This is a genomic window from Erythrobacter aureus, assembly GCF_003355455.1.
GTDB lineage: Bacteria > Pseudomonadota > Alphaproteobacteria > Sphingomonadales > Sphingomonadaceae > Qipengyuania > Qipengyuania aurea.
On sequence record NZ_CP031357.1, the window covers coordinates 2751354 to 2776404 of the forward strand.

The window sequence follows — 25051 nt, forward strand, 5'->3', positions numbered from 1 at the left end:
AGAACGGAATGGTCGAACTGGCAGACGCCGGAGCACTGGGTTTCGATGCCGGGAGGCTATCGCGAATCGCTCCATTCCTGGCAGAGGCGTATGTCGACAATGGCCGCCTGCCCAACGCGCAATTGCTGATCGCGCGCGACGGGCAACCGGTCCATTACACCAAGCTCGGCAAGATGGGCGACGATGGCCGCGAGCTTCGCGACGACGCGCTGTTCCGCATCGCCAGCATGACCAAGCCGGTGACCTCGGTCGCCTTCATGCAGCTCGTCGAACAGTGCAAGGTCGCACTGGAAGAGCCGGTGACGAAAGTGTTTCCCGAATTCGCCAATTTGCATGTCTATGCGGGCGGCGGCGGCTCGATCCCCTTCGCGCCGGGCGCGCCCGCGCATCCGATGCGCTTCGTCGATCTGCTCACCCATATGTCGGGCTTCACCTACGGCTTGCAGAACCGCAACAATATCGATGCGGTCTATCGCGAGCACAATTTCGATTTCGCGCGCGACAATCTCGACAGCGACGGGTTCGTCGACAAGTTGGCCCAGCTCCCGCTCGAATTCGCGCCCGGGCAGGGATGGAACTATTCGGTCTCGACCGATGTGCTGGGCATCGCGGTCGAACGGATCAGCGGGATGCGGCTGGGCGACTATTTCGAGCAGCACATCTTCGCCCCGCTCGGCATGACCGATACGCGCTTCGGCGTTCGCGAAGGCGATCTCGAACGGTTGGTCGATGCCTACGCCTATCGTCCGGGCCAGTCGTCGCGGATGATCAGCGCCGGCGCGACGAGCAAGCTTGCCAAGCCCGCGAGTTTCGACAGCGGCGGCGGAGGGCTGGTCGGCACCATCGCCGACTATCATCGCTTCGCGACCATGCTGCTGAACGGCGGCGAGCTGGACGGCGCGCGTATCCTCAGCCCCAAGACCGTGCGGCTGATGCGCACCAACCATTTGCCGAACAATGCCGATCTCACCGAGATGTCGAGCAGCCTGTTTTCCGAAGCGAACAATGCCGGGACGGGTTTCGGCCTGGGATTCGCGATGGTGATCGATCCGGCAAAAACGCTGATCCCGTCGAGCCTCGGCGAGTTTTACTGGGGCGGCGCCTATTCGACCGCCTTCTTCGTCGATCCGGTCGAACGGATCACCATGGTCTTCATGACGCAGGTCTATCCCTCGTCGACCTATCCCATCCGCCGTCAGCTCAAGACGCTGATCTATTCCGCCCTCACCGAAACCTACGTCTGAGGAGACACCGATGACCTCCCCTATCCGCACGCAGCGCCACGACGATGTCCTTGTCGTCATTTCCGACAATCCGCCGGTCAATGCCCTGGGACAGGCCGTGCGCGCCGGGCTGAAGGACGCAATCGAAGAAGCGATCGGCGATGACGCGGTCAAGGCGGTGGTCATTCGCTGCGACGGGCGGACTTTCTTTGCCGGTGCGGACATCACCGAATTCGGCAAGCCGCCGGTCGGCCCGAGCCTGCCCGAAACGCTCGACGCAATGGAAGCGAGCGACAAGCCGGTGATCGCCGCGATCCACGGCACCGCGCTTGGCGGCGGCTGCGAGGTGGCGCTGGCCTGCCATTACCGCGTCGCGGTGCCCAGTGCCAAACTCGGCCTGCCCGAAGTAAAGCTCGGCCTGATCCCCGGCGCCGCGGGCACGCAGCGCCTGCCGCGCCTCGTCGGGGCGGAAGCTGCCTTGCCCCTAGTCGTCGGCGGCAATCCGATCCCGGCCAAGAAAGCCAAGGCCATCGGTCTACTCGACGAACTCGTAGGTGAAGACAGCCTCGAGGCCGATGCCATCGCTTTCGCCAGGTCGAAGATCGGCCAGCCGGTCCCGCGTGCGTCGGAAGGCAATGCCAATGAAGATGGGGTGCGCGATCCCGACCTGTTCGACCGCTTCCGCGCCAGCCAAGCCCGCCGGATTCGCGGTTTCGATGCCCCCAATGCGGCGATCGAAGCGGTCAAGGCTGCGGGCGAGTTGCCCTATGCCGAAGGCGTGCAAAAGGAACGCGAGCTGTTCATGAAACTGATGAGCGGCACGCAAAGCGCGGCGATGCGCCACTATTTCTTCGCCGAACGCGCCGCCAACAAGATCGACGACGTGCCCAAGGATACGCCGCTGATCCCGATCAAGAAAGTCGGCGTGATCGGGGCCGGAACCATGGGCGGCGGGATCGCGATGAATTTCCTCTCCGCCGGTATTCCGGTGACGATCCTCGAAATGGCGCAGGACGCGCTCGACCGGGGCGCGGGAGTAATGCGCAAGAACTATGAAAACACGGCCAAGAAAGGCCGCATGACGGCCGAGCAGGTCGAACAGGCCATGGGCCTGCTGACGCCCACGCTGTCCTATGGCGACCTCGCCGATTGCGATCTCGTGATCGAGGCGGTCTACGAAAACATGGACGTCAAGAAAGAGGTCTTCGCCAAGCTCGACGGAGTGGTGAAGCAGGGCGCGATCCTTGCCTCCAACACCAGCTATCTCGATGTGGACGAGATCGCCACGGCGACCAAGCGCCCCGGCTATGTCGTGGGCATGCACTTCTTCTCGCCCGCCAACATCATGAAGCTGCTCGAAGTCGTGCGCGGCAAGGAAACCCGTCACGACGTGCTGGCAACGGTGATGAAGCTGTCGAAGACCATCGGCAAGGTGGCCGCCGTTTCGGGCGTATGCCCGGGCTTCATCGGCAACCGCATGCTCTCCAAGCGTCAGGAGCAGGCGAACGAGCTGATCATGGAAGGCGCGAATTATTGGGAAGTCGACGACGTACTGCTCGAATTCGGTTTCCCCATGGGGCCGTTCCAGATGGGCGACCTGGCCGGGATCGACATCGGCTGGCACCGCGACCCGACCAAGGTTACCACGATCCGCGAGGCGCTCTGCGCCAAGGAACGCTTCGGCCAGAAGAACGGCAAGGGCTTCTATGACTACGACGAAGCGCGCAATCGCACGCCCTCGGACGAAGTGAAGGCGATCATCGCCGATTTCGCCGCCAAGGAAGGCAGGGAGCAGCGCGAGATTTCCAAGGACGAGATCCGCGAGCGCCTGCTCTATCCCATGGTCAACGAAGGCGCGAAGATCCTCGAGGAAGGCATGGCGCAGCGCGCGAGCGACATCGATGTCGTATGGATCAACGGCTATGGCTGGCCGCTCTACACCGGCGGCCCGATGTTCTGGGCCGATACGATCGGGCTCGACACGGTCGTCGCAGGACTGGAGCGCCATGGCCTGCCCGTGAGCGAATTTCTGCGTGAGAAAGCCGAAACAGGTAAGCGCTTCAATCAGTAAGCGCGAAACTGCGGCATTTTCGAAACATCGGTACGCAATTCGACGATTGGAATGACACGTTTGACCGTTGTCTCTTGACATAATCGGGCAATGCGCATTCAAATTCGATGCGAGGGTATGCACCCAGAGCGTGCGGCCCACAGGAGAGGAGAAACCCATGCAGAGATTCGGACTACGTCATCAATGTGCGCTGGGAGCACTGGCAGGGGCGCTGGCCTTCGTGCCCGTTGCGGCGCAGGCGCAGGACCAGGCGGAAACCGATCAGGAAACCGGTCTTGTCGATGCCGCGGATGTCGATGACGGCAATGTCATCATCGTGCGCGCCCAGGGCCGCGAACAGGCACTGGCCGACGTACCGGTAGCTGTGTCGGCCGTTTCGGGCGAATTGCTGGAGAAATCCGGTGTTTCCGATATTCGCGACCTCAATCAGGTTGCCCCGTCCCTGCTCGTCTCCTCGAGCGGTAACGAAGCCAATGGCTCTGCGCGTATCCGCGGTATCGGTACGGTCGGCGACAATCCGGGCCTCGAAAGCTCGGTCGCGGTCTTCGTCGATGGCGTGTACCGTTCGCGTTCGGGCAATGCCCTGTCCGAACTCGGCCCGATCGATCGGGTGGAAATCCTGCGCGGCCCGCAAGGTACGCTGGGCGGGCGCAACTCCTCCGCAGGCTTGATCAACATCTACACCGCCCCGCCCGAATTCGAATTCTCCGGCTACGGCGCTTTCACCTATGGCAATTACGATGCGATCAAGGTCGAAGGGGTATCAATGCCCTCTCGGCGAAACGGTGGCGGCGCGTATCGACGGCGTGTATTTCAAGCGTGACGGCTTTTACAACGATGTGACCAACAACACCGACGTCAACAATCGCGACCGCTATCTGGTCCGCGCGCAGGTGCTGTTCGAACCGACCGAAGATGTCAGCTTCCGCCTGGTCGGCGACTATTCGAAGAAGGACGAAGCCTGCTGCGCGGCGACCTTCGTCCAGCCCGACTTCGCTCCGCTTGCGCGCATTGATACGAGCATAAATCCGCTTACCGGCCGCCCCAATCTCGATCCTTTCAATCGCCCCAACGGCGGCCCGGCGCTGACCAGCACGTCGAACCCGATCGTTCCGATCCTGCTCGGCCTCGGGCAGGATCCGCGCGCGCTTTCGCAATCGACGTTCAACCGCGATATCTATCTCACGGCAGGACGCAGCTATGAGGGTGAAACCGAGGATTACGGTATCTCGGGCGAGCTCAACTGGACGTTCGGCGATGTCACGCTGACCTCGATCACGGGGTATCGCGAATATTCGAACAACCAGGCATCGGATACCGACTATACGACGGTCGACCTGCTGTACCGTGCCCCCGGCCCCAATGCCGGCGCGCGCGAGTTCAAGACCTTCACGCAGGAATTCCGCCTCAACGGCACGGCCTTCAACGACCGGCTGGACTGGTTGGTGGGCGCCTATTACGCCAACGAAAAGCTCGAAACGCGAGACAATCTGCGGTTCGGCAACGATTACGGCACCTTCGCCAGTTGCCGCGTGGCGCTTGCCTTGGCTGGCCTTCTGGGTCCAACCGCCGTTAATCCTGGCAATGCCAATTGCCTAAGCGCTGGCGGACAGGGAGCCCTGATTGGCGATCCCGCCAACCCGCTGGACGGCGCCCTTGGCCCGGCTGGTGACGTCGTCGTCAATGGCCTCAACATCTTGTCGCAGGTCAAGGACGTCGGTGGCACCGGCGACATCTACAATCAGAAGAGCGAAAACTTCGCGGTTTTCACGCACAACATCGTCCATCTGACCGATACGGTCGATCTGACCCTGGGTGTACGTTACACCAGCGAAACCAAGGATTTTGATGCGACCTTCGGGAACGACAATGTCTTCTGCCCTCAGCAGCGGGCCTTGCAGGGTGCAACGCTACTGAACCCTGCTTTCCTGGCCAATTTCCCTGTCACAAGTCGCGGTACGCTTCAGGCGCTGGGCGGTGGTCTGCTGGCGCTGTCCTGCCAAGGCAACTCGACTGCCGAACTCAACGGTGTGTCGATTTCCGATACGCGTGACGAAGACGAGTTCACCGGCACGGCGATCCTGAGCTGGAAGCCCGATCCGGACTGGCTGGTCTACGGTTCCTATTCGAAGGGCTACAAGGCGGGTGGTTTCAACCTCGACCGTTCGGCGCTGTCGAACCCGCTGTTCCTCGATGTGACCAACCTCAACACGGCGAACCTTCAGTTCGACGCGGAAACGGTCGACGCCTTCGAGATCGGGGTGAAGTATTCCAGCCGCAAATTCGGCTTCAGCATCGCGGCCTTCCGCCAGGAATTCAGCAACTTCCAGCTGAACACCTTCAACGGTTCGGTCTTCCTGGTGCAGAATGTCAATGGCTGCGACTCCGAGCTCACTGCGACCGGGGCCTGCGCGGTCGACGACGTGGCACCCGGCGTGATCGCGCAGGGTTTCGAGTTCGAAACCTCGCTCAGCCCGATCCGCGATCTGACCATGACGATGGGGATCACCTATTCGGACACCAGCTACGAAGACAACCTGATCGGCAACGATACGGGCGCCCCGCTCGACCCGGCGCTGCGTCTGTTGCCGGGCGACAATCTGTCGAATGCGCCCGAATGGGTCGGCACGGCCTCGCTTAGCTGGACTCCGCCGATCGGCAATTCCGGCCTGTCGGGCCTGTTCTTCATCAATGCCCGCGCGACCGACGATTTCAACACCGGTTCCGACCTGCTCTTCGGCAAGGAACAGGATGCCTATGTCATCGTCAACGGCCGCATCGGCATCACCGGTCCCGACCGGCGTTGGGGTCTGGAGTTCTGGGCGAACAATTTGTTCGACAAGGACTACACTCAGGTGGCGTTCAACACGCCATTCGTGGCTCCGCAGCAGACCTATTCGGCCTTCCTGGCCGAGCCGCGGACCTATGGCGTGACCGTTCGCGCCGGCTTCTGATACATATCGGTTAAGCCACGGAAGGGTCCGGCGTCTCGCGATGCCGGGCCCTTTTTCTTGAGCAAGGGAGTTCAGCCATGTCGTCATTCGATCTGACCGGAAAGGTTGCTGTCATAACCGGATCGAGCCGTGGGATCGGCCGTGCCATTGCCGAAGGCCTTGCGGCGCAGGGCGCGCGTGTCGTGATCTCCAGCCGCAAGCAGGATGCCTGCGAGGACGTCGCCGCGGCAATCAATGCCGAGCATGGCCAAGGCAGCGCGGTGGCGATCGCCGCTTCCATTTCCGAGAAAGCCCAGCTCGAGGACCTGTTCGCACAGACCAGGGAGAGACTCGGCCCGGTCGACATCCTCGTCTGCAATGCGGCGAGCAATCCCCATTACGGGTCGATGGACGGGATCTCCGACGAGCAGTTCCGCAAGGTCCTCGATAACAATATCATGTCGAACCACTGGCTGATCCAGTTGGCCCTGCCCGCCATGCGCGAGAAAGGCGATGGAGCGATCCTCGTCATCAGTTCGATCGGGGGCCTGCGCGCCTCGACCACGATCGGGGCCTATTGCGTTTCGAAGGCCGCCGATTTCCAGCTCGTGCGCAATTATGCCGCCGAGAACGGCAAGCACGGCATCCGCGTCAACGGAATCGCTCCGGGGCTGGTGAAGACCGATTTTGCCAAAGCGCTATGGGACGATCCGCAAGCACTCGCCGCGACCGAGAAGAGGCTTGCCATGCGCCGGATCGGCAAGCCGGAGGATATCGCCGGGGCGGCCATCTATCTCTCCTCACCCGCAGCGAAATGGACCACCGGTCAGACCATCGTGGTCGATGGCGGAGCGATGATCTAGGGGAGATCGTTCCCGCCCAGCGCCTGCCACAGCAGGACACGCGCACGGCGGGCGCGGCCAAGCGCGGCCGCCGCGCGTTCTCCGCTGGCATCGGCCGCCCGCCGCGCTTCGAGAACGGTCAGGAAATCCGCCAACCCGGCTTCATATCGCGTATTGGCGAGCCGCGCCGCGCGTTGCAGGTTCGCAGCCTCCGCCGCTGCGGCCCGTGCTTCGACATCGGCGGCGGCAACCAGGCCATAACCCGCCTCGGCATCGCCCAAAGCCGTATAGACCGTGCCCCGATAGGCCTCGAAAGCAGCCTTCTTTTCCGCTGCGGCTCCATCGATTTCGGCTTGTATCCGTCCGAAATCGAGCAGTGGACCGGCAATCGTCGCGGCAAGCGAGCCGACCACCGATTCACTGTCGAACACATCGCCGATCCCGAAGGCAAGCAGGCCGATCGCACCCGACAGGTCGAAGGTCGGAAACCGCCTGCGCGCCGTTGCGGCAAGTTCGGCATCCTCCGCCGCCAGGGTAGCGGCCGCGGCAAGCACGTCCGGTCGGTTGGCGAGCAGCGCGGAAGGAAGCGTTTCGGGCGGAGCGGGCAGATGCGCATCGGCTTCGCCTTGCGCCAGCGCGGCGCGAACCTGCGCCCCGCTTTGGGCCGTCAGCGTTACGAGCCGTCCCAGAAGGCGAGTCCGTTCGCTCTCCAGGGCCGCCAGGCGGCTGCGCGAACTGGCTGCCGAGCCTTCCGCGCGCACGCGATCGAAGCCGGGCGCGATCCCGGCGCGTTCACGCACGTCGGCAAGCCGCGCAAGTTCCCGGGCCGAAGCCAGATCGCTGCGCACTTCGGCATCGCGTGCCTCGACGGTCCGCCAGTCGATCACGCTCGCCGCGATCTCCGCGAGCAGCGCGTTGCGCACTGCCCGCCGGCTGGCATTCGCGGAATCGATCCGGGCCAGTGCGGCGCGTTCCTGCGCGCGCAGGCGACCGAACAAGTCGAGGTCCCAGCGCGCCGTGAGATTGGCCGCATAGGATACGCGCTCGGTGTCGAACGTCACCCCCGGCGGCAGATCGCCGCCGAAAGAGGCCGGGTTGGTGCGCGTGCCGGTTACCGAGGCGTTCGCGCCGATATCGGGCAGACGTTCGGCCCCCGCGCGAGCGGCTCCGGCACGGGCCTGTTCAACCCGCGCCGCGGCTTCTGCCAAAGTGGGCGAGGAAGCGAGTGCCTGAGCGGCAAGCGTATCGAACGCGGGATCGTCGACCGGAAGCAATCCGGCCAGGGTCGTTTCCTGCTGCGTATCGGGCGCGAAAAGGAAGCTTTCGGGCAGGACCGGCACCGGTGTCGCGATCTCGGGCGGCGGACCTGCCGCGCAGGACGCAAGCGCCAGCGCGCTAGCGGTCAGGAAGAATGCGCGCGGCATCATTCCCCATCCCCCTTCGCGGCGATATAGGCATCGACCTGCTGGCCGACGCGGAACAGGCCGTTGGTTTCGGGCAGTTCATAGATAAGCTGCAGCACGCGCACATCGACACGTTCCGCAGCGCTGTTGGTAAGCGAGCGTTTGGGCACCACGAGCGGCTCGGCCCGGACGAACCTGGCCTTGACCCGCCGGTCGGATGCACCGCGCGGGCTGACTGTTGCCGGGGCTCCAAGCGCAACGCGCGGCGCCTGCTCTTCGTCGATATCGATGCGGACATGTAGCGGCTGCGTTTGCCCCATCTCGATGAAGGGTTGCGATCCGCCCCCGCCCATCGTGCTGACATATTCGCCCTTGCGAATGTTCACCGCCAGAATTTCACCCGCGATCGGCGCGCGCACGGTCAGCCGGCCGATCTCGGTCTGCGCCGACCCTGCGCGAGCCTGTGCGGCCTGCAGGCGCGCCTGCGCAAGCCTCTGTCGCTCGCGGGCGGTGGACGCGTCACCCTCCGCGCGGATCACTTCGGCCCGGCTGACCGCTGCCGGGTCGTCGACATTGCGATACAGCGCGAGTTGCTGCTCTGCGGTGGCCCGCGCAGTACGGGCTTCCGCAATCGCGGCGCGCGCCTCTGCAATCGCTGCATTGGCCTCGCGTAGCTGTGCCCGCACGGCGCGGTCATCGACGGTGAACAGCACCTGCCCCTCGCTCACGCGGTCACCCGGCTGAACGGACAGGCCTGTGATAAGCCCGGACAGCGCCGAGCCGATCTGAATCGTCTCGCTCGAGGGTTCGACCACGCCCGCGCCCGCGACACGCGCCTGCGCCGCCAGCTCCGCCGGAGCGCGCGGGGGCTCGCGCCCGGGCTCGCTGAGTTCCCGATCGGGCAGGCCGACGAAAATGAACAGCACCGCCGCGAGCAAACCGAGCAGGGCAATCACCGGGAGAATTTGGCGCGAAAAGCTTAGGTTTTTCCAGTTGAGTGCCATGTCAGTGTCCTTCGGGCACGTCCGTGCCGTCGTGGGTGATCCGCCCGTCCTCGAGCACGAGGATACGGTCGGCGAGGTCGAAAATCCGATTATCGTGGGTCACGATTATGCATGCGCGGTCTTCCGCGACCGCGACATCGCGCAGGAGATCCATCACCCGGCGGCCCGAAGACGCATCGAGCGCCGCCGTCGGTTCGTCGCACACCACCAGGCGCGGCTCGTGAACCAAGGCGCGGGCAATGGCGACGCGCTGTTGCTGTCCGCCCGATAGCTGGCGCGGCAGCTTGTCCGCCTGATCGCCGATATTGAGCTTTTCCAGCATGGCGACCGCTTTTTCTCGCGCTTCGAGCCGGTCCATCCCCTGGGCGATCAGCGGCACCGCCGCGTTGTTTGCAGCGTCGATCGAGGGGATCAGATTATACTGCTGGAAGATGAAGCCGATGTTTTGCAGGCGGAATTCCACCAGGTCGGTATCGCCCAGCTCGTAGATGTCGGTCCCGAATACCTTCACTTCGCCCAGCGTCGGCCACAAAATGCCGCACATGATCGAAATAAGAGTCGTCTTGCCCGAACCGCTTTCTCCGACGAGGAAGGTCAGCTCGCCCGCGCGGATATCGAGATCGATCCCGTGAAGCACGGTGATCGTCTGCTGTCCCGCCTGGAAATCGCGCGTCACGCCGCGTGTGCAGATCGCCGCTTCGGGCTTGCATCCGCCGATGGCGCTGGTGTCGATCGGCGTGCCCATCAGCGGAACACCGATGCCGGCTCGGTCTTGAGCACGTTGCGCAGCGCCAGCCAGCCGGTCAGCGCGAGGATGAGGAATACCGCAACCAGGCTGACCAGCGGGATTTGCCACGGAATGTAAAATCCCTTGAAGGTCGGATTGCTCGAGAAACCCCAGATGAAGAACACCGTCCCGATCACGCCGAGACCGTAGCCGATCAGCCCCACCAGCCCGGCTTGTACCGCGACCATCCGGCGGATTTTCCGATTGGTGACGCCGATCGCCTTCAGCGCGCCGAACTGCTTTATGTTGTCGCGGATGAACAGGCTGAAGGTCAGCCCCACGATTGCCACGCCGACAATGAAGCCAAGCGCGACGGTAATCCCGAAATTCAGCGGAATACCCGTGTTCTCGATAATGAAATCGATCCCGTCCTGCGCGAATTCGTCGCGTGTCCGGGCCTTGAGGCCGGTTTCGCGTTCGATCCGTTCCGACAGGGCCTTGGCCTGCATCGGATCTTCGGCACCCACCAGCACGAAAGACAGGCGATTGCGCGTGCCCGGCACGTAATTCAGCGCCTGACTGTATTTGGTATAGAGCACGACGGTGCTGGTGAAGCTGGGGATCGCATCGGCAATACCCCTTATCACCGCACGCTGATCGTTCAGCTCCAATCGCTCGCCGATCGGGGACTGGCCGGGAAACATGCGCGTGGTGCCGACATCGTCGATGATCACGCTGTCAGGCCGCGAAAGAACGTCCGAAGACCCTTCGAGCATGTGCTTGGGCAGGCCGATCAGCGTCGCATCGTCGACCCCGATGACCGCCACCCCTTCGAGATCGCCATCCTTGGTCCGAACGCTGGCCTGCGCACGGATATGCGGCACCGCCCATTCCACGCCCGGTACGCTGCGCACCTTGTCGAGCGCGGTGGACGGCAGGGCGTAAGCGACATCGCTTGTCCGGCTGACCGGGTCCATCACCCACACATCCGCGCTGGAGACATTGTAAACGCCGCTCGCCCCGCGCTCGATCAGATTGACGAAAATGGTCAATTGTTGCGTAATGAGCAGAGTGGAGAACGCGATGCCGAACACCAGTCCGTAAAATTTCTGGGCGTCCCCGGTAAGCATTCTGATCGCAATCCAGAGCATGCTTGCTTGCCTTCGCCTTCCGACTCGTCCATTAGTGAACGATAGCGTTCAACTGAACGGGACCGTTCAATTTGTCAAGCGAGAGCTCGAAAAAACCAGGTCGGCCGATAATCACGGCAAAGCGCGACGCGATCATCGCGGCGGCGGCGGAGTCTTTCTTCACCAAAGGTTTCGCGGCGACGTCAATCGAACAGGTCGCGGCGGATGCGGGTGTTTCGAAGGTCACGATATATAATCATTTCGGCGACAAACGGGCGTTGTTCGCGGCGTCGGTCGACGATCAATGCGCTGCCATGCGGGCGAGTTTCGCGCTCGAGCCCGCGCCTACCGGTACGCTGCGCGAGCGCCTTACGGCAATCGCGGAGGCGATGGTCGCCTTCCTGTCGCGCGAGGAACTGGTGCGCTTCGACCGCCGGATTGCCGCGGAAACCGAGACCGAGCCCGAAATCGGCGAGGCGTTTCTTGCCGCAGGGCCGCACCGCATGCGCTCTGCCTTCACCGCATTGCTCGACACCATGGTTGCAGGCGGCGAACTCGATATCGCAGATACCGAACTGGCGGTCGAACAATTCGTCTCGATGTGCAAGGGCATGGGCGATCTGGAGCGCCGCTTCGGCCAACCCGCCGATCCGGCGCGTGACCGCCGCCGCATCGATGGCGCCGTCGAGGTTTTTTGCCGCGCCTATGCGCGCGGCTAGTCCGGCGCCCGCCCACCTGCCGACGCTTCAGTCTTCGAGAGAGATCGAAATCCGGCGATTGCGCGGATCGGCGGGATCGCCGGAAATCAGCGGCTCTGTGTCCGCAACGCCTTCGATCCGACGGAAACGGCCCCGTGAAATGCCATGGCGGATCAGCGTCTGGCGGGTTGCCTCGGCGCGCCCGGCGGAAAGCGACCAATTGTTGACCCGCGTCGGATCGCGATATTGCAGGGCATCGGTGTGACCGCGCACCGTGATCTGGCCACCTTCCGGCCCGATGGCTTCGGCCACGATATCGAGCAGATCGCGTGCGTCCGGGGTCAGCACCGTGGTACCCAGAGCGAACATCGAGAAGTCCGCATCGTCGACCAGGTCGATCCGGATGCCAGTCGTCGTATCGATCATCCGCACCTGGCGCATCAGCCGCTTGAGCCGTTCCTTGTCGGCGATCGCCTCGGTAACGCGGATCTGTATCCGCTTGATGGTCGCGGCGCCCTCTTTCGGGCCTCCCGTCGCATCGCGTGGCACGGTGAGCGTCTTCGTTCCCGTCTGCCCGGCGGCATGCGGGTAATTGTCCACATCGACCAGCGAGGATCCACCCAACACGCCGTCGGCGCCCGCGCTCTGTTCCTTGGTCTTGACCAGCGTCGGGGTGAAATAGTCAGCCAGCCCCTTGCGCTGGTCTTCCGTGGTCGCACCGAGCAGCCAGAGCAGCAGGAAGAAGGCCATCATCGCGGTCACAAAGTCGGCATAGGCCACCTTCCACGCTCCGCCATGATGCCCCGCCTCCACGACGGTCACCTTCTTGACGATGATCGGAACGGGATCGTTGCGGCCGTCTGCCTTGCTGGCCATGTCAACGCCCCCGCAACGCGTCGAGGAGTTCGTTCAGGCCGGGGCGGACCGTATGGCCGAGGCTCGACCGGGCGCTTTCCACCACCAGCGGCTGCGGATGGCCATAAAGCGACGCGATGATCACCTGCTTTACCGCATGGAAGATCTGCTCGTCCTGCTCGAGTACCTGTTTGAGACGCCCGGCAAGTGGGCCGACGATACCATAGGCCAGCAACACGCCGAGGAAGGTTCCGACCAGCGCCGCGCCGATCATCTTGCCGAGGATTTCGGGCGGCTGATCGATCGATCCCATTGTTTTGACAACCCCCAGAACGGCGGCGACGATACCGAGAGCCGGCAAGGCGTCGGACAGCGTCTGGAGATTGTGTTGCGGTTCGTGCTGCTCGTGGAAGTGCGTTTTCATTGCATTGTCCATCACCTCTTCGACGGCATGCGTTTCCAGCGTGCCGGAAGAGACCACCAGCAATGTCAGCGTGTCGCAGATGAGCGCGGTGAGAGCCTCGTTCTTGAGGAGGTTCGGATACTCGCTGAAAACGGTGGAATTGGCCGGGTCGTCGACGTGACTCTCAAGCGCCACCGGACCGTCGTTCTTGAGCATGCGCATCAGTTGCGTCGTCAGAGCGATCGCATCGATATGGTCCTGCTTGGTGTGTTGCGGACCCTTGAAGATTTTCTTGAAGGCCCCGCCGAGAGCCTTCAGCCCGTCGAGCGAATTGCCCGCCACCATCGCGCCGACGGCCGCCCCGCCGATGATGAGCATTTCGTACGGCATGGCCGCAAGAACCGGACCCATCGCGCCGCCGCTGAGCATAAAACCGCCGAAAACCATGATGATCAGGACGATGATGCCGATGATCGCGTACATTATGCAATTCCTCCGATTACGCGCGCGATCAGCGCAGCATTGAAAACAGCGAAAGGTTGGCGAGACGAACGAAGCTGGCCTGGCTTGCCTCGAGGACGGTCATGGTTTCCTGAAGGCGCGTCATCGTGGTGGCGATGTCCGCCCCCCCGACATTCGTTCGTTCCTCCGCGATGCGTTCGGCGTTGTTTTCCCGTCGCTCGCTCATCAGGTCGATCCAGTTGAGGCGGGCACCAACCACGGTCTGAGCGGTAGTAACCTTCTCCAGGCCTGCATCGATATCCGCAAGCGCCGCGGAACTCGCGTCGGCTGCCGCCTGACCGCCGCTGGCAAGCGCGGTCGCGAGGCCGCCCAGAACGGCGAAGAGATCGGTCGGACCGCTCGGCGCCTCGAATTCGAAGATTTCCGGTCCGGTCAGAGCCGGTTCGACAGACTGCCCCTCGCCGATTTCCAGCGGGGTAACGGTTGCGGTACCGACGAACTGTACACCCGTGCCATTGTCGACATAGGCCGATCCGCTCGCTTGTCCGCCGAGAAGCGCATGGCCCGAAATGTTGCGGCTGTTGGCCAGCAGGATCAGGTTTTCGCGCAGGCTGGCGACCTCTACTCCAATAGCCCCGCGCTGTTCGTCGCTCAGCGTACTGGAAGAGGCCTGAACCGCCAGTTCCCGTACCCGCACGACGAGATCGCCGATCGAAGTCAGCGTCTGGTCGGTGAGGGAAAGATCCGCTTCGGCGAGTTGCGAATTGCGCGTATCGACACTGGCCATACGATCATTGCGCGACAGGGTGCGCAGGCGTGCGGCGGCCACGGGATCGTCCGAGGAGCGTTCGAGGCGCTCACCGGTACCGATCTGCTGCTGGAGCGATTCTGCTTGTGCACGCAAGGCCCCGATCTGGCGAGAGCCGCGTTCATAGAATGCGCCGGTGCTGAGATTGATCATCGCCCGATCCCCAAGAGAGTGTCGAAAATTTCGCTCGCTGTCTGCATGGCCCGGCCCGAGGCCTGGAAAGCCTGCTGGAAGCGAATGAGATTGGCGGCTTCCTGGTCGAGATCGACTCCCGACTGCGCTTCGAGCGACACGCGCGCAGAAGATGCGATCGTTTCGAGCGCGCCTTGTGTCACGTCCCGCCCGGCGACCTTGCTGGAGACGTCGAACAACAGGCCGCTGAGCTTTTGCGCGGGATCGAGGCCGGCCAGCGACTGGCGCAGCGCGTCGAGATTGGCATCGTCGCGGCTACCGGCGCCCGCGCCGGCAGGTGCCGTCGCGATCCCTCCGCCCTCGGTCATGACAACGCGCAGAGTTCCCGCTGTCGTTCCGGCGAAGATCGGTTGCCCCTGAGCCCCGTCGAGATCGACGCCCGCCATCTGCGCATTGTTGACTGCATCGGCCAGCCCGGCAGCGATCGTATCGAGCCGGCCGCGGGTCGATGCCAGTTCCGTAAGGGCCAGCGAAGCACCGGCCAGGCTGCCCGACCCGGGCTGCATCGCCTGACCATCGACAGCGAAGCTCAGCGTTCCATCTGCTGCGACAGACGATGTGAGGGTTCCCGCGGTGCCACCTTGCACGAAGCTGCGGGGCGGGTTGGAGCCGAGCGATACGGCTACGGTGCCATCGCTGGCAAAACTGGTGGTCAACGAGCTGAACCCGGCCAACCGTTCGAGCATCTGGTCGCGCTGGTCGAGCAGGGCGGCGCGGTCGCTGCTACCGCTCCCCGCCCGCGTCAGACGCAGGTTCACCCGGGCCAGCTCGGCGCCGACGACATTGGCGTCGGAAACCTGCGCATCGGCCTCGAATCGCAGGCCATCGCCCACGGCATCGAAGCTCGACGCCGCGATGTTGAATTTGTCCGCCAGCGTCGAGGCTTCGGCGATCACCGCCGCGCGCCGGGACGGATCCACCGGATCGCTGGCGAGCTGCTGGAGCGCCGCCTCCAATTCGACTGCCGAGGAAAACACGCCCGATTGCTCGACCGCGCTTTCGATGTTGCGCAGTCCCGACAATTCGACATTGGCCCGCTGAAGGTCGCCCGATGTGCGACGAACCTCGCCCTGGAGAAAGGAATCCGCATTGCGGCGGATTTCCGCGATACGCGCGCCCGACAGCGAGATGTCGCCAATCCGTCCGGCCCCGCCCGAGGCCGAGACCTCCTCGATACGCAGGCTGCGGCGAACATAGCCATCGCTCGACGCATTGGCGATGTTCTGCGCCGTGACGTCCAGCGCGCCGCGCGCTGCACGCGCGCCGCTTGCGGCAATCGAGAGGAGGTCGGATGCCATCAGCCGTCACCCTGCGGAAGAAAGCGTGCAAGCTGGTTCTCGATCGCCGCGGCGAAACCGAGCTGGCCCGATTTTGCCGTCACGTCAGCGAATTGCGAATCGCGCATCTCGCGAAACGTTTCCTCGCCCTGCCCGCCGAACAGATCGTCGCCGCCGAAATCGGTGCTTCGCGCACTCGCCAGCATCTGACGCAGCAGGATCGCCTCGAATTGCTGCGCGGCATCGCGCAGTTCGTTGCGGGCGGGCGCGGGTTCGCGGTCCGCCAGTGGCCGGGCGCCACCGAGATTGATCGAGTCGAGGGTCATATGATTACCAGCTCCGCCGTCAGCGATCCGGCCTGCTTCAGTCCTTCGAGAATGGCGACGAGATCGGCCGGGCTCGCACCGAGTGCGTTGAGAGCGTCGACCACCTCGGCCAGCGATGCACCGGGGCCGATGCGCGAGACGACGTTATCCTGCTGGCTCGCCGATATAGTGCTGTTGGGTTCCAGCGCCGTGCGTCCGCGCGAGAAGGGCGCTGGCTGAACCACCATCGGATTCTCGTCGATCCGCACCACCAGGCTACCGTGGCTTATTGCCGCGGGGGCCAGCCGCACGGCACTGGAGATGACGATCGTGCCCGTCCGGCTGTTGATGACAACCTTCGCGGCGCGTTCGGCCGGATTGATTTCCAGCATTTCGATCCGCGCCATGATTTCCGCGCGGGTATTGGCGCCCGGCGGCAGCATCAGCGCCAGCGTCACCCCGTCCTCGACCTGCGCCATGCCCGGATAGGCACCGTTGATCGCATCGCGCACACGCGAGATGGTCAGGAAATCGGCATAATAGAGGTTCCAGCGCAGGACTTCGCTGAAATCGAAATTGCTGGTCACAGCCTGTTCGACTGTTGCGCCATCGGCAATCCGGCCCACAGTCGGCACATTGACTGTCAGCTTCGAACCGTCCTTGCCCGATACGCCGAGCCCGCCCACGGCGAGGTTGCCCTGCGCCATGGCGTATATCTGACCGTCGGCGCCATAAAGCGGGGTCATGACCAGCGCGCCGCCGCGCAGCGACTTGGCCTTGCCCATGGTCGAGACTGTGACGTCGATCCGCTGGCCGGGCTTTGCAAAGGCCGGCAGTTCGGCGGTAATAATGACCGCTGCGGCATTCTTGAGCGCCGGGTTGACGCCAGGCGGCAGTTGCAGCCCGAGACGGCCCGATACGCCGCGCATGGCCTGGGTCAGATAGGCGAAATTGTCGTCGCCCGACCCGTCCAGACCGACGACGATGCCATAGCCGGTCAGTTGGTTGGAGCGGACGGACTGGAACTGGCCGAGATCGCGGACCCGTTCGGCCGCTGCCGGTACCGGTAGCGACGCGAGCAGCGCGACGAAGAAAATAGCGAGGCGGCGGATCATGATCGATATCCTCAAAACGGCGAAATCGCGCCGAAGAAACGCGACAGCCAGCCTTCGCGGCTTGCGCGCTGGACCGAGCCGGCGCCCGAATAGGAAATGCGCGCATCGGCCACCCGGATCGACGGGATGCGATTGTCCTGATCGATATCGGCCAGGCGGATGATGCCGGAAAGCTGAACCCATTCTTCGCCCTGACTGAGTTGCATGACCTTTTCTCCGCGCACCAGTGCCGTCCCGTTTGGACGAACCTCGGCAATGGTCACGGTCAGGTCGGCCCGGATCGAACTGGCCTGCGAGGCGTCACCCGACCCTTTGAACGACGAACCGCCGGAAGCATTAAGATCGCTGTCGTCGATGCCGACAAATTGCGGAAGAGAGAGCCCGATATTACCGTCGCGCTTGGTCGATCCACTGGTGGATTTCGATGTCTGTGTGCGTTCGACCAGTACGATCGTCACGATATCGCCGACCCGCGCCGCGCGATTGCCGTAATAAAGCGGCGCATAACCGTGACTGGCCTGATAGATCGCGCCGTCCCGATGCTGCGTAGGCGCCGCCTGCGGGGCTGGCGGGAGCGCTGCAGAAAAGCCTTCGGGCCGCGCGGAGCCCCCACCGCACGCCGCAAGGGCGAGCGTCATCGGGACAAGATAGAGTGCGGGTTTCATAGGACTGGTCCTCACAGCGTCTGGTTGGCGTTGCGCAGCATCTCGTCGACGGCGGAAACCATCTTCGAGCTGATCTCGTAGGCGCGCTGGGCTTCGATCATGTCGACCAGTTCCTGGACGATGTTGACGTTCGAAGCCTCGAGCATGCCCTGGCGAATGTTGCCCCGGCCATTCTCGCCGCCGATTCCCAATTCGGCCGCGCCGCTGGCTGCGGTTTCGACCAGGAAGTTGTCGCCGATCGCCTGGAGGCCCGAAGGATTGGTGAAGCGGGCAACCTGAATCTGCCCCAGCTCGGCCGGTTCGGACTCCCCGGCCAGCGTGGCCGACACGATGCCGTCGGGCGATACCGCAATCGCGGTGGCGCCTTCGGGGACGGTGATCGCGGGCTGCACGGCATAACCCTGCTGGGTCACCAACTGCCCTTCTGCGGAAAGGGTGAAATTGCCCGCGCGGGTGTAGCCGATCTGGCCGCCAGGCATCTCGATCTGGAAGTATCCATCGCCGTCGAGCGCCAGATCGAAGGCGTTGTCGGTGTTGTTGAGCGCGCCCTGCGTCATGATCTGGCTAGTCGACTGGACCGCCACGCCGGTGCCGAGGTTGAGCCCCGTGGCATAAGCGGTTTCGCCCGAGGATCGCTGTCCGGCAACGCGCGCGTCCTGATAGGCGAGCGTGGCGAAATTGGCGCGGTCGCGCTTGAAGCCGGTGGTGCCGACGTTTGCCAGGTTGTTGGCGATGACGCGCATGCGCGCATCCTGTGCCTCGAGCCCGGTGCGGGCGACCTGAAGGGCTGAAGTGGGCATGGGCTATCCTTTCCCCTGATTAGCCGAGGCGCATGAGCTGCGCGCCGCTTTCGTCGATTTCGCGTGCGGTGGAGATGACCTTGCTGCGCATGGCGAAGAGCCGCTGCGCATCGATCATGTCGACCAGGACTTCGGTGGTTTTGACATTGGACTGTTCGAGCGCGCCGGATTTTACGGTCGCCGCTTCGTCGGTCGGCAGGATGCCGCCGCCTTCGACGCGGAACAGACCGTCCAGCCCCTTGCTGACCGGCGAGCCTTCCCAGGCCGCCAGCTTGATACGCCCGATCTCGGCCGGGGCCTGCTCGGGAGTTGCCGGGTCGGCGATGGTGATCGTGCCATCGGGCGCGATCGCCGGGATGCCGACCGGCGGAATGGTGATGGGGCCGCCATCTCCCAATACCGGCCGTCCTTCGCCATTGACGAGCAGGCCGGTAGCCGAGACCGAAAGATCGCCCCGGCGGGTATAGGCTTCCGTACCATCGGCCGCCTGCACTGCCATCAGCGCATCGGTCTCGATCGCGATATCGAGATCGCGGCCGGTATCGACGACTTCGCCCGCGACCATGTTCGCACCGCGCACGCTGGCGGTCTGCATCGCGCGCGCCTCGTTGGGTTGCCCCTCGATGGTGACGGCGCGCTGATCGAGCATTTCCGCGCGAAACCCGAGCGTATTGGCATTGGCCATATTGCTCGCGATGACGCGCTGGCTGTCCATCGACGCCCGCATGCCCGATAGCGCGGTATGGATGAGGCGGTCCATGGCAATCAGCTCCGCAGGTTGATGACCGTCTGCGAGATCTGGGTGGCGGTATCGATAGCCTTGGCATTGGCCTGGAAATTACGCTGCGCGGTAATCAGTCCGACCAGTTCCTCGGCGATATCGACATTCGAGCGTTCGAGTGCGCCCGAAAGCAGCGATCCATAGGCACCCGATCCCGGGGAACCATAGCTCGCAGCACCAGACAGTCCGGTGCTTTCCCAATTGGCGGAACCGACCTTCTTGAGCCCGTTTGGCGAAATGAAGCTGGCGAGCGCTACCGCACCGATCGGTTCGACCGATCCATCGGCATAGGACGCCTGAACAAGGCCCGTCTCCGTAATGGTAACGCCCGCGAATTCCGAACCGGCTGCATTGACCGCGGGCACCTGCGCATCGGAAATACCGTTGCCGGTCACCTGGCCATTCGCATCGACCGGAAACACTTGCAGCCGATTGCCGGCGCTGTCGGTGATATGGCCGGTATCGCTCATCGAAAACGAACCCGCACGGGTGTAAAGGGTCGTTCCATCCACCGCAGAGCGCGTGGTGAAGAACCCGTCTCCGGTAATCGCAAGATCCAGTGCCGAACCGGTCTGCTCGACCGGGCCAAGGGCGAAGTTCTGCGTGATCGATTCCACCGATGCGCCGATGCCCTGAATCATACGGGGATTGGTCAGCGCAGATCCGGCGACGATTTCCGAAAATTCGGTCCGGCTGCGCTTGAAACCGTAGGTTTCCGAATTCGAGATGTTATGCGCGATGACGCCGAGCGAGGTCTGCGCGTTTTTCATACCGTTGAGCGAGGTGTAGAAGGACATGGAAAGTCTCCTTGGTCAGGTATCGGACGCGGACTGGGAAGTGACGATCAACTGGTCGAGCTTGTCCGCGATCCGCTCGAGCATGGCATTTGTTTCGGTTACACCGGCGAGCGAGGAAAATTGCGCCATCTGCGCCAGCATTTCCTTGTTATCGACCGGGTTGAAGGGGTCCTGCTGCTGCATCTGGACAGTCAGCAGGCGCAGGAAGTCACCCTGCCCCAGCGAACCCATTCCACGACCGGCAACGGGCGCGTTCGATGTGGCGGGGTTGGCCGCCTGATTGGTGGTCGAAGTAATCATTTCATTCTCATCGTTTCGAGCATGAGCTGCTTGGCGGTCGACATGGCCTCGACCATGTTGCGGTACTGACGGGATGCTTCGAGCATCTCGACCATTTCGGCGTTCTCATCGACGGGAGCCTCCCACACATCGCCGTTCTCGTCGGCGAGTGGGTGGCCGGGATCGTGACGGCGGATCGGCGCGACATCTTCGCGCACCACGCCGCCCACACGGACCGATGAAAGGCCGCTCGCACGGTCGAGCTCCTGCTCGAAGACAGTGCGCATCGGACGGTAGGCCTCTTCCTCGCTACCCGACACCGAACCGGCATTGGCGAGATTGGAGGCGGCGGTGTTCATCCGCACGAGCTGCGCGGACATGGCGCGATGGCCGATGTCGAAGAAGGAAGTCGGACCGGCCATCGTCATTCGCCCCTGATCGCACGGGTGACGGTTTCGACCCGCCCGCGTAGGAAGTTGAGAGTGGCCGTGTACGCGACCGCGTTTTCGGCGAATGCCGCCTGTTCGGTGGACATTTCGACGGTGTTCCCGTCGAGACTCGCCATGGTCGGCACGCGATACTGGATCGCGCTATCGGCGGCGCGGGCGCTCTCGGCGCCCCCCAGACGGGCCTGCAACGCGGCGGAAAAATCCACGTCGCGTGCTTTGTAGCCAGGCGTTGCCGCATTGGCGATGTTCGAGCCGAGCACACCCATGCGCTGCGACCGGATTTCCAGTGCCGCCCCGTGAATGCCGAACAATCTGTCGCTCATCTGAGCCTCCGCAAGAATTACGGGAGATGTTAAGCAAGGGGCGTGCCAAAATCGATCTAGAGGGCGGAAACAGGGCAAACCGGCAGAATGTGGCAAGCCCTTGCCGGTATGCGGCAAAGTTCGTCCGCCGGATAAATCTGGCCCAATGCCGGTCGTTCTTGGCGGCAAGGAGTAGCAAATTCATGCTGGACACCTGGTACGATCCGACGGCCATTGCCATCGTCCTTGTCGGCACGATCGCCGCGACGATCCTGCGCTGCGGGTTCGCGGACAGCCGTGTTGCCGCCGGCGCCCTGCGCGGGCTGCTTGGCGCGCCTTTCAATGTGGCGAAGGCCAAGGCCAGCCTCGCCATCCAGATACGCGAAATCGCCGATGACGGTTTCATCCGCGCGGAGCCGCGCCACTTCGGCGACAATGAGTTCGACAGCCTTTCCGATCTCATGATCAGCCAGCGATCGATCCAGTCGCTGCATGGCGAACATTCCAAGTTCAAGGAAGCCCGGCTTGCCAATGCGAAGACCGCGATACGCGTGCTCGATTGCGCTGCCGATCTCGCCCCGGTCCTGGGCCTGGCAGGCACTCTTGTCGCGCTGGGGCATGCGCGGGGCGCCGCCCCCGAAGACGCCGGTATCGTCGGAGCGATTTCCATGGCCGTCGTGACTACGCTCTATGGTCTCGTCGCGGCCAACTTTCTTTTCTCGCCCCTGGGGGGCGCGATCGCGCGGAGATCGCGCCGCGAGGAAATCGACCGCGACGAAGTGCTCGAATGGCTGGCCCATGGTATTCGGCGCGCCGGCGTGCCCGACATGGCACCGGAGCCTGAAAGGGAAGCGGCATGATTTTGCGCGCCGCTTCGGGGTGGCAGACGATTACCGCCGATCTCGCCCTCATCCTGTTTCTCATTACCGCTCAGGCTGCGAATGAAACGCCGGAAAAACCCGCGCCACCCGAACCGCGACAATCTGTGCCGCAAGGATCTTCGGCCCTCGCCCTGCACAGGCCGAAGTCGGGCGAAAGCACGCGCGAGTGGCTGCTTGCCGCCGCCAGCGACGATCGGCAGGTTGCGACCATATCGGTGGGCTATGCGCCCACCCGGCGGGCCGAGGCGTTGGCCGAAGGCGAAAGGTTGCTGGAAGACGCGGAGGATGCTGGCGTTGCCGCCCGGCTCATCGCCATGCCGAATGTCAGGGACGAAATCGTGATTTCGGTCGATTACCTCCGTACCCCGATGAATGGCACGGATTTTGCTGAATAACGGGGACGGGCCTCTCTTTCAGGAGGCGATTATCGTGAACCGGAGCCAGTACCAACCATGCGCCAACAGTATCTAGGATCGATTGCAGCCGCGTTTTTCGCGACATCCGCGATGGCGGCGTCTCCCATGGACCTGTCGATCATCGATCGTGCCGTCGCCGATTTCACCGGAGCCGGCATCGGCCAGCCGGGCGGCGCGAAACTGCCGGTGGATCGGCGCCTGCGCCTGGACGATTGTCAGACCCCTCTCGATCTCCAGTGGTTCGGGCGCGACCAGCGATCGGTGCAGATAGCCTGCCCGACTGCCGGCTGGCGCATCTATGTCGCTGTAGACAGCCGGATGGGCGCGGCGAGCCGTTTCGGCCAAAGCCACGGGGAAGCGATCGTCAAGCGCGGGGAAAACGTCAGTATCCTGGTGCGCGGCAACGGCTTCACCCTGACCCGGCAAGGTTCGGCCGTGGAAGACGGCGCGCAAGGCGAGTGGATCAAGGTTCGTGTCAATGGGAAAAGGGCCGAAGCCCTGCGCGCAATGGTAATCCGGCCGGGGCAGGTCGGCATCGATTTGCCGTAACCGGCAAAAAGCATTGCCGGGGAGTTAAACCCGCGCATGTTTCGCCGTTCTGTTGGATAACCAGCTTATGGAGCGAAACGATGCGTATTGTCGGATTGCCGGAATTTCAGGGGTCGATCGTGCGCCCAAGCGCCGATGTGACGCCTGCGGGGGAGATCACCCCCACGCAGAAGGTTGCGACCGGCCCCCGCGAAGCGGAGGCACCGATGTCGGCCATGCGTGTATCGGCAGGCCGGGACGTCCCCGTCGATCACGACCGCGTGGCCGAGATTCGCAAGGCCATTGAAACAAACTCCTACCCGCTGATCCCCACCGAGATCGCCGATGCGATCATTGCGGCGGGCCTGTACGGAAAGGTCGGGAAATGACCCGCAAACAGGACACTCTTTCTACCCTGCAACAATTGCTCGCACTTTTGCAGGGTGAGCGGCAGGCCCTTGCCGCCCTCGATCTCGATCGGATCGTCACCTGCACGACCGGCAAAATCGATCTGTGCAGCAAGCTGGAAGCCGTCGATCAGGCAAGCCTGGACGAAGAGTGCCTCGGTATTCTCGACGCGGTGCGCCGACTGAACGAAATCAATCGCCGCCTGCGGAACCTTATCGCCAGCAACGTGCAGAACCGGCTCGGAACACTGAGCGGGAATACCTCCCCCTATTCCGCTCTCCCCCGACATAAGATGAGTTTAGCCCTCGCCTGAACCCTCGGGTCGCATTACCTTTCAGATTTGGCACGCCTCTTGCTGAAACACCGGGACAACCAATCCCGGAGGTTTCGTGCCTACAATCAGTCCCGTCCAGACCGCCGAAGTGCAGGGCGCCATTGCCCGCGCTGCAACGCGGACAGGTGTCGACTTCGATTACCTGCTGGCCCAGGCGCGGCTTGAATCCGGCCTGGACCCCAGCGCCAAGGCGCGGACGTCGAGCGCCACCGGCCTCTATCAGTTCATCGATTCCACCTGGCTGCGCACGCTCGACAGGCACGGGGCGAAACACGGGATGGACTGGGCCGACGCCGCCATCGCGCCCAATGGTCGCGTTGCCGATGCAGCGACCCGCGACCAGTTGCTCTCGCTGCGCTATGATGCCGATGCATCCTCCTTGATGGCGGCCGAGCTCACGCGCGACAATGCCGACGGGCTGCGCACGACACTGGGCCGCGAACCGGAACCCGCCGAACTCTATCTCGCCCATTTTCTCGGTCTTGGCGGAGCCCGGAAGTTCCTCGGCGCGCTTGCCAGCAATCCCGATCAATCGGCTGCTGCCCTGATGCCGCAAGCCGCAAGGGCCAACCGCCCGATCTTCTACGCCGATGGCGCGCCCCGTTCGGTCGGCGAAGTGATGTCCCTGATGCGCGGCAAGGTCGATGCGGCCTATGGCGCACCATCGATACCTGGCAGCACGCCCGATGTCGTTGCCGAATTCGCCAACGTTGCAGCGCGACCGGAATTCCAGCCTGCCAGCCCCAATCGCAGGAGGCTTTCTCCCCAACCGCTGCCACCCGATGTCGTCCAGCGTCCCTCCATGGCCGATACTCTGCGCTCTACCTTCGGTGATGCGAACGTGGCCGACAGCCGGGCGAACCGGCACATCGCTTCCGCCTATGGCAAGTTCAAGGCGCTCGGCCTGTGAGCGCGCGTCAGTTTTTCAACCCCGGGCTGGCCCTGCCGATCGGTATTTTGACC

General features: G+C 63.5%; 27 protein-coding genes and 1 pseudogene. 11 read left to right on the forward strand and 17 right to left on the reverse strand.

The window, feature by feature from the left end; genetic code table 11:
• The first annotated feature begins 8 nt into the window (after window positions 1-8).
• From DVR09_RS13535 to DVR09_RS13550, 4 genes and pseudogenes are all read left to right on the forward strand, one after another.
• Window positions 9-1244, forward strand: a complete 1236-nt coding sequence (locus DVR09_RS13535) for a serine hydrolase domain-containing protein (RefSeq protein WP_115417978.1) — start codon at window positions 9-11, stop codon at window positions 1242-1244.
• Window positions 1245-1254: 10 nt separating this feature from the next.
• A complete protein-coding gene (locus DVR09_RS13540; RefSeq protein ID WP_115417459.1) occupies window positions 1255-3294 on the forward strand; it encodes a 3-hydroxyacyl-CoA dehydrogenase NAD-binding domain-containing protein in 2040 nt (679 codons plus the stop codon).
• 157 nt (window positions 3295-3451) lie between these two features.
• Window positions 3452-6248, forward strand: a pseudogene (locus tag DVR09_RS13545) (TonB-dependent receptor).
• 77 nt (window positions 6249-6325) lie between these two features.
• Window positions 6326-7090, forward strand: coding sequence for an SDR family NAD(P)-dependent oxidoreductase (locus tag DVR09_RS13550; RefSeq protein WP_115417461.1), 765 nt, complete (start codon window positions 6326-6328; stop codon window positions 7088-7090).
• On the opposite strand, the gene DVR09_RS13555 is transcribed toward DVR09_RS13550, so the two are convergent.
• The 4 genes from DVR09_RS13555 to DVR09_RS13570 are packed head-to-tail and all read right to left on the reverse strand — an operon-like array spanning window position 7087 to window position 11354.
• The gene (locus DVR09_RS13555) at window positions 7087-8496 is read right to left on the reverse strand and encodes an efflux transporter outer membrane subunit (RefSeq protein ID WP_234041461.1); all 1410 of its coding nucleotides are present in this window, start codon (window positions 8494-8496) and stop codon (window positions 7087-7089) included. The genes DVR09_RS13550 and DVR09_RS13555 overlap by 4 nt on opposite strands.
• Window positions 8493-9476, reverse strand: a complete 984-nt coding sequence (locus tag DVR09_RS13560) for an efflux RND transporter periplasmic adaptor subunit (RefSeq protein ID WP_115417463.1) — start codon at window positions 9474-9476, stop codon at window positions 8493-8495. The genes DVR09_RS13555 and DVR09_RS13560 overlap by 4 nt, the downstream gene beginning before the upstream one ends.
• A gap of 1 nt (window position 9477) precedes the next feature.
• The gene (locus DVR09_RS13565) at window positions 9478-10221 is read right to left on the reverse strand and encodes an ABC transporter ATP-binding protein (protein ID WP_174223755.1); all 744 of its coding nucleotides are present in this window, start codon (window positions 10219-10221) and stop codon (window positions 9478-9480) included.
• The gene (locus DVR09_RS13570) at window positions 10221-11354 is read right to left on the reverse strand and encodes an ABC transporter permease (protein ID WP_115417465.1); all 1134 of its coding nucleotides are present in this window, start codon (window positions 11352-11354) and stop codon (window positions 10221-10223) included. Before DVR09_RS13570 ends, DVR09_RS13565 begins: the two co-directional genes overlap by 1 nt.
• A gap of 71 nt (window positions 11355-11425) precedes the next feature.
• On the opposite strand from DVR09_RS13570, the gene DVR09_RS13575 reads away from it, so the two are divergent.
• Entirely contained in the window at window positions 11426-12052 is a 627-nt protein-coding gene (locus DVR09_RS13575; protein WP_115417466.1) for a TetR/AcrR family transcriptional regulator, read from the forward strand.
• Window positions 12053-12079: 27 nt separating this feature from the next.
• Here DVR09_RS13575 and DVR09_RS13580 read toward each other — a convergent pair whose 3' ends face one another.
• The 13 genes from DVR09_RS13580 to flgB are packed head-to-tail and all read right to left on the reverse strand — an operon-like array spanning window position 12080 to window position 21542.
• On the reverse strand, window positions 12080-12907 hold the full coding sequence (locus DVR09_RS13580; protein ID WP_115417468.1) for a flagellar motor protein MotB: 828 nt from the start codon (window positions 12905-12907) through the stop codon (window positions 12080-12082).
• Window position 12908: 1 nt separating this feature from the next.
• Complete coding sequence (gene motA, locus DVR09_RS13585; RefSeq protein WP_115417470.1) at window positions 12909-13772, reverse strand: flagellar motor stator protein MotA; 864 nt, start codon at window positions 13770-13772, stop codon at window positions 12909-12911.
• Window positions 13773-13800: 28 nt separating this feature from the next.
• The gene (locus DVR09_RS13590; RefSeq protein ID WP_115417471.1) at window positions 13801-14712 is read right to left on the reverse strand and encodes a flagellin N-terminal helical domain-containing protein; all 912 of its coding nucleotides are present in this window, start codon (window positions 14710-14712) and stop codon (window positions 13801-13803) included.
• Window positions 14709-16049 (reverse strand): flagellar hook-associated protein FlgK, encoded by a 1341-nt coding sequence (gene flgK / locus DVR09_RS13595; RefSeq protein ID WP_115417473.1) that lies wholly within the window; start codon window positions 16047-16049, stop codon window positions 14709-14711. Before flgK ends, DVR09_RS13590 begins: the two co-directional genes overlap by 4 nt.
• The gene (locus DVR09_RS13600) at window positions 16049-16354 is read right to left on the reverse strand and encodes a rod-binding protein (RefSeq protein WP_115417474.1); all 306 of its coding nucleotides are present in this window, start codon (window positions 16352-16354) and stop codon (window positions 16049-16051) included. The genes flgK and DVR09_RS13600 overlap by 1 nt, the downstream gene beginning before the upstream one ends.
• Complete coding sequence (locus tag DVR09_RS13605; RefSeq protein ID WP_115417476.1) at window positions 16351-17448, reverse strand: flagellar basal body P-ring protein FlgI; 1098 nt, start codon at window positions 17446-17448, stop codon at window positions 16351-16353. Before DVR09_RS13605 ends, DVR09_RS13600 begins: the two co-directional genes overlap by 4 nt.
• Before the next feature lie 11 nt (window positions 17449-17459).
• Window positions 17460-18113: a flagellar basal body L-ring protein FlgH gene (locus DVR09_RS13610; RefSeq protein WP_115417478.1), complete on the reverse strand. Its 654-nt coding sequence runs from the start codon at window positions 18111-18113 to the stop codon at window positions 17460-17462.
• A gap of 11 nt (window positions 18114-18124) precedes the next feature.
• The gene (flgG, locus tag DVR09_RS13615; protein WP_115417480.1) at window positions 18125-18913 is read right to left on the reverse strand and encodes a flagellar basal-body rod protein FlgG; all 789 of its coding nucleotides are present in this window, start codon (window positions 18911-18913) and stop codon (window positions 18125-18127) included.
• Between the two features lie 19 nt (window positions 18914-18932).
• Window positions 18933-19673: a flagellar basal body rod protein FlgF gene (locus tag DVR09_RS13620; protein WP_115417481.1), complete on the reverse strand. Its 741-nt coding sequence runs from the start codon at window positions 19671-19673 to the stop codon at window positions 18933-18935.
• A 5-nt stretch (window positions 19674-19678) separates the two neighbouring features.
• A complete protein-coding gene (locus DVR09_RS13625; protein WP_115417483.1) occupies window positions 19679-20491 on the reverse strand; it encodes a flagellar hook-basal body complex protein in 813 nt (270 codons plus the stop codon).
• A gap of 15 nt (window positions 20492-20506) precedes the next feature.
• Complete coding sequence (locus DVR09_RS13630; protein ID WP_115417484.1) at window positions 20507-20791, reverse strand: flagellar hook assembly protein FlgD; 285 nt, start codon at window positions 20789-20791, stop codon at window positions 20507-20509.
• Window positions 20788-21192 (reverse strand): flagellar basal body rod protein FlgC, encoded by a 405-nt coding sequence (gene flgC, locus DVR09_RS13635; protein ID WP_115417486.1) that lies wholly within the window; start codon window positions 21190-21192, stop codon window positions 20788-20790. The genes DVR09_RS13630 and flgC overlap by 4 nt, the downstream gene beginning before the upstream one ends.
• Window positions 21193-21194: 2 nt before the next feature.
• Window positions 21195-21542, reverse strand: coding sequence for a flagellar basal body rod protein FlgB (gene flgB / locus DVR09_RS13640; protein WP_115417487.1), 348 nt, complete (start codon window positions 21540-21542; stop codon window positions 21195-21197).
• Window positions 21543-21724: 182 nt separating this feature from the next.
• Here flgB and DVR09_RS13645 point away from each other — a divergent pair, with 182 nt between their 5' ends.
• The 6 genes from DVR09_RS13645 (at window position 21725) to DVR09_RS13670 (ending at window position 24998) form a co-directional block, all read left to right on the forward strand.
• A complete protein-coding gene (locus DVR09_RS13645) occupies window positions 21725-22381 on the forward strand; it encodes a MotA/TolQ/ExbB proton channel family protein (RefSeq protein ID WP_115417489.1) in 657 nt (218 codons plus the stop codon).
• A complete protein-coding gene (locus tag DVR09_RS13650) occupies window positions 22378-22797 on the forward strand; it encodes a hypothetical protein (protein ID WP_115417491.1) in 420 nt (139 codons plus the stop codon). The genes DVR09_RS13645 and DVR09_RS13650 overlap by 4 nt, the downstream gene beginning before the upstream one ends.
• A 126-nt stretch (window positions 22798-22923) precedes the next feature.
• A complete protein-coding gene (locus tag DVR09_RS13655) occupies window positions 22924-23367 on the forward strand; it encodes a flagella basal body P-ring formation protein FlgA (protein WP_234041462.1) in 444 nt (147 codons plus the stop codon).
• An 80-nt stretch (window positions 23368-23447) separates the two neighbouring features.
• On the forward strand, window positions 23448-23735 hold the full coding sequence (locus DVR09_RS17680; protein ID WP_234041463.1) for a flagellar biosynthesis anti-sigma factor FlgM: 288 nt from the start codon (window positions 23448-23450) through the stop codon (window positions 23733-23735).
• Window positions 23732-24067, forward strand: a complete 336-nt coding sequence (locus DVR09_RS13665) for a hypothetical protein (protein ID WP_115417494.1) — start codon at window positions 23732-23734, stop codon at window positions 24065-24067. The genes DVR09_RS17680 and DVR09_RS13665 overlap by 4 nt, the downstream gene beginning before the upstream one ends.
• Window positions 24068-24143: 76 nt before the next feature.
• On the forward strand, window positions 24144-24998 hold the full coding sequence (locus DVR09_RS13670; RefSeq protein ID WP_234041464.1) for a transglycosylase SLT domain-containing protein: 855 nt from the start codon (window positions 24144-24146) through the stop codon (window positions 24996-24998).
• The last annotated feature ends 53 nt before the right edge of the window (window positions 24999-25051 follow it).

Coding starts and splice junctions, on each gene's coding strand:
- DVR09_RS13535 (WP_115417978.1), top strand. CDS start 9: ATGGTCGAACTGGCAGACGCCGGAGCACTGGGTTTCGATGCCGGGAGG.
- DVR09_RS13540 (WP_115417459.1), top strand. CDS start 1,255: ATGACCTCCCCTATCCGCACGCAGCGCCACGACGATGTCCTTGTCGTC.
- DVR09_RS13550 (WP_115417461.1), top strand. CDS start 6,326: ATGTCGTCATTCGATCTGACCGGAAAGGTTGCTGTCATAACCGGATCG.
- DVR09_RS13555 (WP_234041461.1), bottom strand. CDS start 8,496: ATGATGCCGCGCGCATTCTTCCTGACCGCTAGCGCGCTGGCGCTTGCG.
- DVR09_RS13560 (WP_115417463.1), bottom strand. CDS start 9,476: ATGGCACTCAACTGGAAAAACCTAAGCTTTTCGCGCCAAATTCTCCCG.
- DVR09_RS13565 (WP_174223755.1), bottom strand. CDS start 10,221: ATGGGCACGCCGATCGACACCAGCGCCATCGGCGGATGCAAGCCCGAA.
- DVR09_RS13570 (WP_115417465.1), bottom strand. CDS start 11,354: ATGCTCTGGATTGCGATCAGAATGCTTACCGGGGACGCCCAGAAATTT.
- DVR09_RS13580 (WP_115417468.1), bottom strand. CDS start 12,907: ATGGCCAGCAAGGCAGACGGCCGCAACGATCCCGTTCCGATCATCGTC.
- motA (WP_115417470.1), bottom strand. CDS start 13,772: ATGTACGCGATCATCGGCATCATCGTCCTGATCATCATGGTTTTCGGC.
- DVR09_RS13590 (WP_115417471.1), bottom strand. CDS start 14,712: ATGATCAATCTCAGCACCGGCGCATTCTATGAACGCGGCTCTCGCCAG.
- flgK (WP_115417473.1), bottom strand. CDS start 16,049: ATGGCATCCGACCTCCTCTCGATTGCCGCAAGCGGCGCGCGTGCAGCG.
- DVR09_RS13600 (WP_115417474.1), bottom strand. CDS start 16,354: ATGACCCTCGACTCGATCAATCTCGGTGGCGCCCGGCCACTGGCGGAC.
- DVR09_RS13605 (WP_115417476.1), bottom strand. CDS start 17,448: ATGATCCGCCGCCTCGCTATTTTCTTCGTCGCGCTGCTCGCGTCGCTA.
- DVR09_RS13610 (WP_115417478.1), bottom strand. CDS start 18,113: ATGAAACCCGCACTCTATCTTGTCCCGATGACGCTCGCCCTTGCGGCG.
- flgG (WP_115417480.1), bottom strand. CDS start 18,913: ATGCCCACTTCAGCCCTTCAGGTCGCCCGCACCGGGCTCGAGGCACAG.
- DVR09_RS13620 (WP_115417481.1), bottom strand. CDS start 19,673: ATGGACCGCCTCATCCATACCGCGCTATCGGGCATGCGGGCGTCGATG.
- DVR09_RS13625 (WP_115417483.1), bottom strand. CDS start 20,491: ATGTCCTTCTACACCTCGCTCAACGGTATGAAAAACGCGCAGACCTCG.
- DVR09_RS13630 (WP_115417484.1), bottom strand. CDS start 20,791: ATGATTACTTCGACCACCAATCAGGCGGCCAACCCCGCCACATCGAAC.
- flgC (WP_115417486.1), bottom strand. CDS start 21,192: ATGGCCGGTCCGACTTCCTTCTTCGACATCGGCCATCGCGCCATGTCC.
- flgB (WP_115417487.1), bottom strand. CDS start 21,542: ATGAGCGACAGATTGTTCGGCATTCACGGGGCGGCACTGGAAATCCGG.
- DVR09_RS13645 (WP_115417489.1), top strand. CDS start 21,725: ATGCTGGACACCTGGTACGATCCGACGGCCATTGCCATCGTCCTTGTC.
- DVR09_RS13650 (WP_115417491.1), top strand. CDS start 22,378: ATGATTTTGCGCGCCGCTTCGGGGTGGCAGACGATTACCGCCGATCTC.
- DVR09_RS13655 (WP_234041462.1), top strand. CDS start 22,924: ATGGACCTGTCGATCATCGATCGTGCCGTCGCCGATTTCACCGGAGCC.
- DVR09_RS17680 (WP_234041463.1), top strand. CDS start 23,448: ATGCGTATTGTCGGATTGCCGGAATTTCAGGGGTCGATCGTGCGCCCA.
- DVR09_RS13665 (WP_115417494.1), top strand. CDS start 23,732: ATGACCCGCAAACAGGACACTCTTTCTACCCTGCAACAATTGCTCGCA.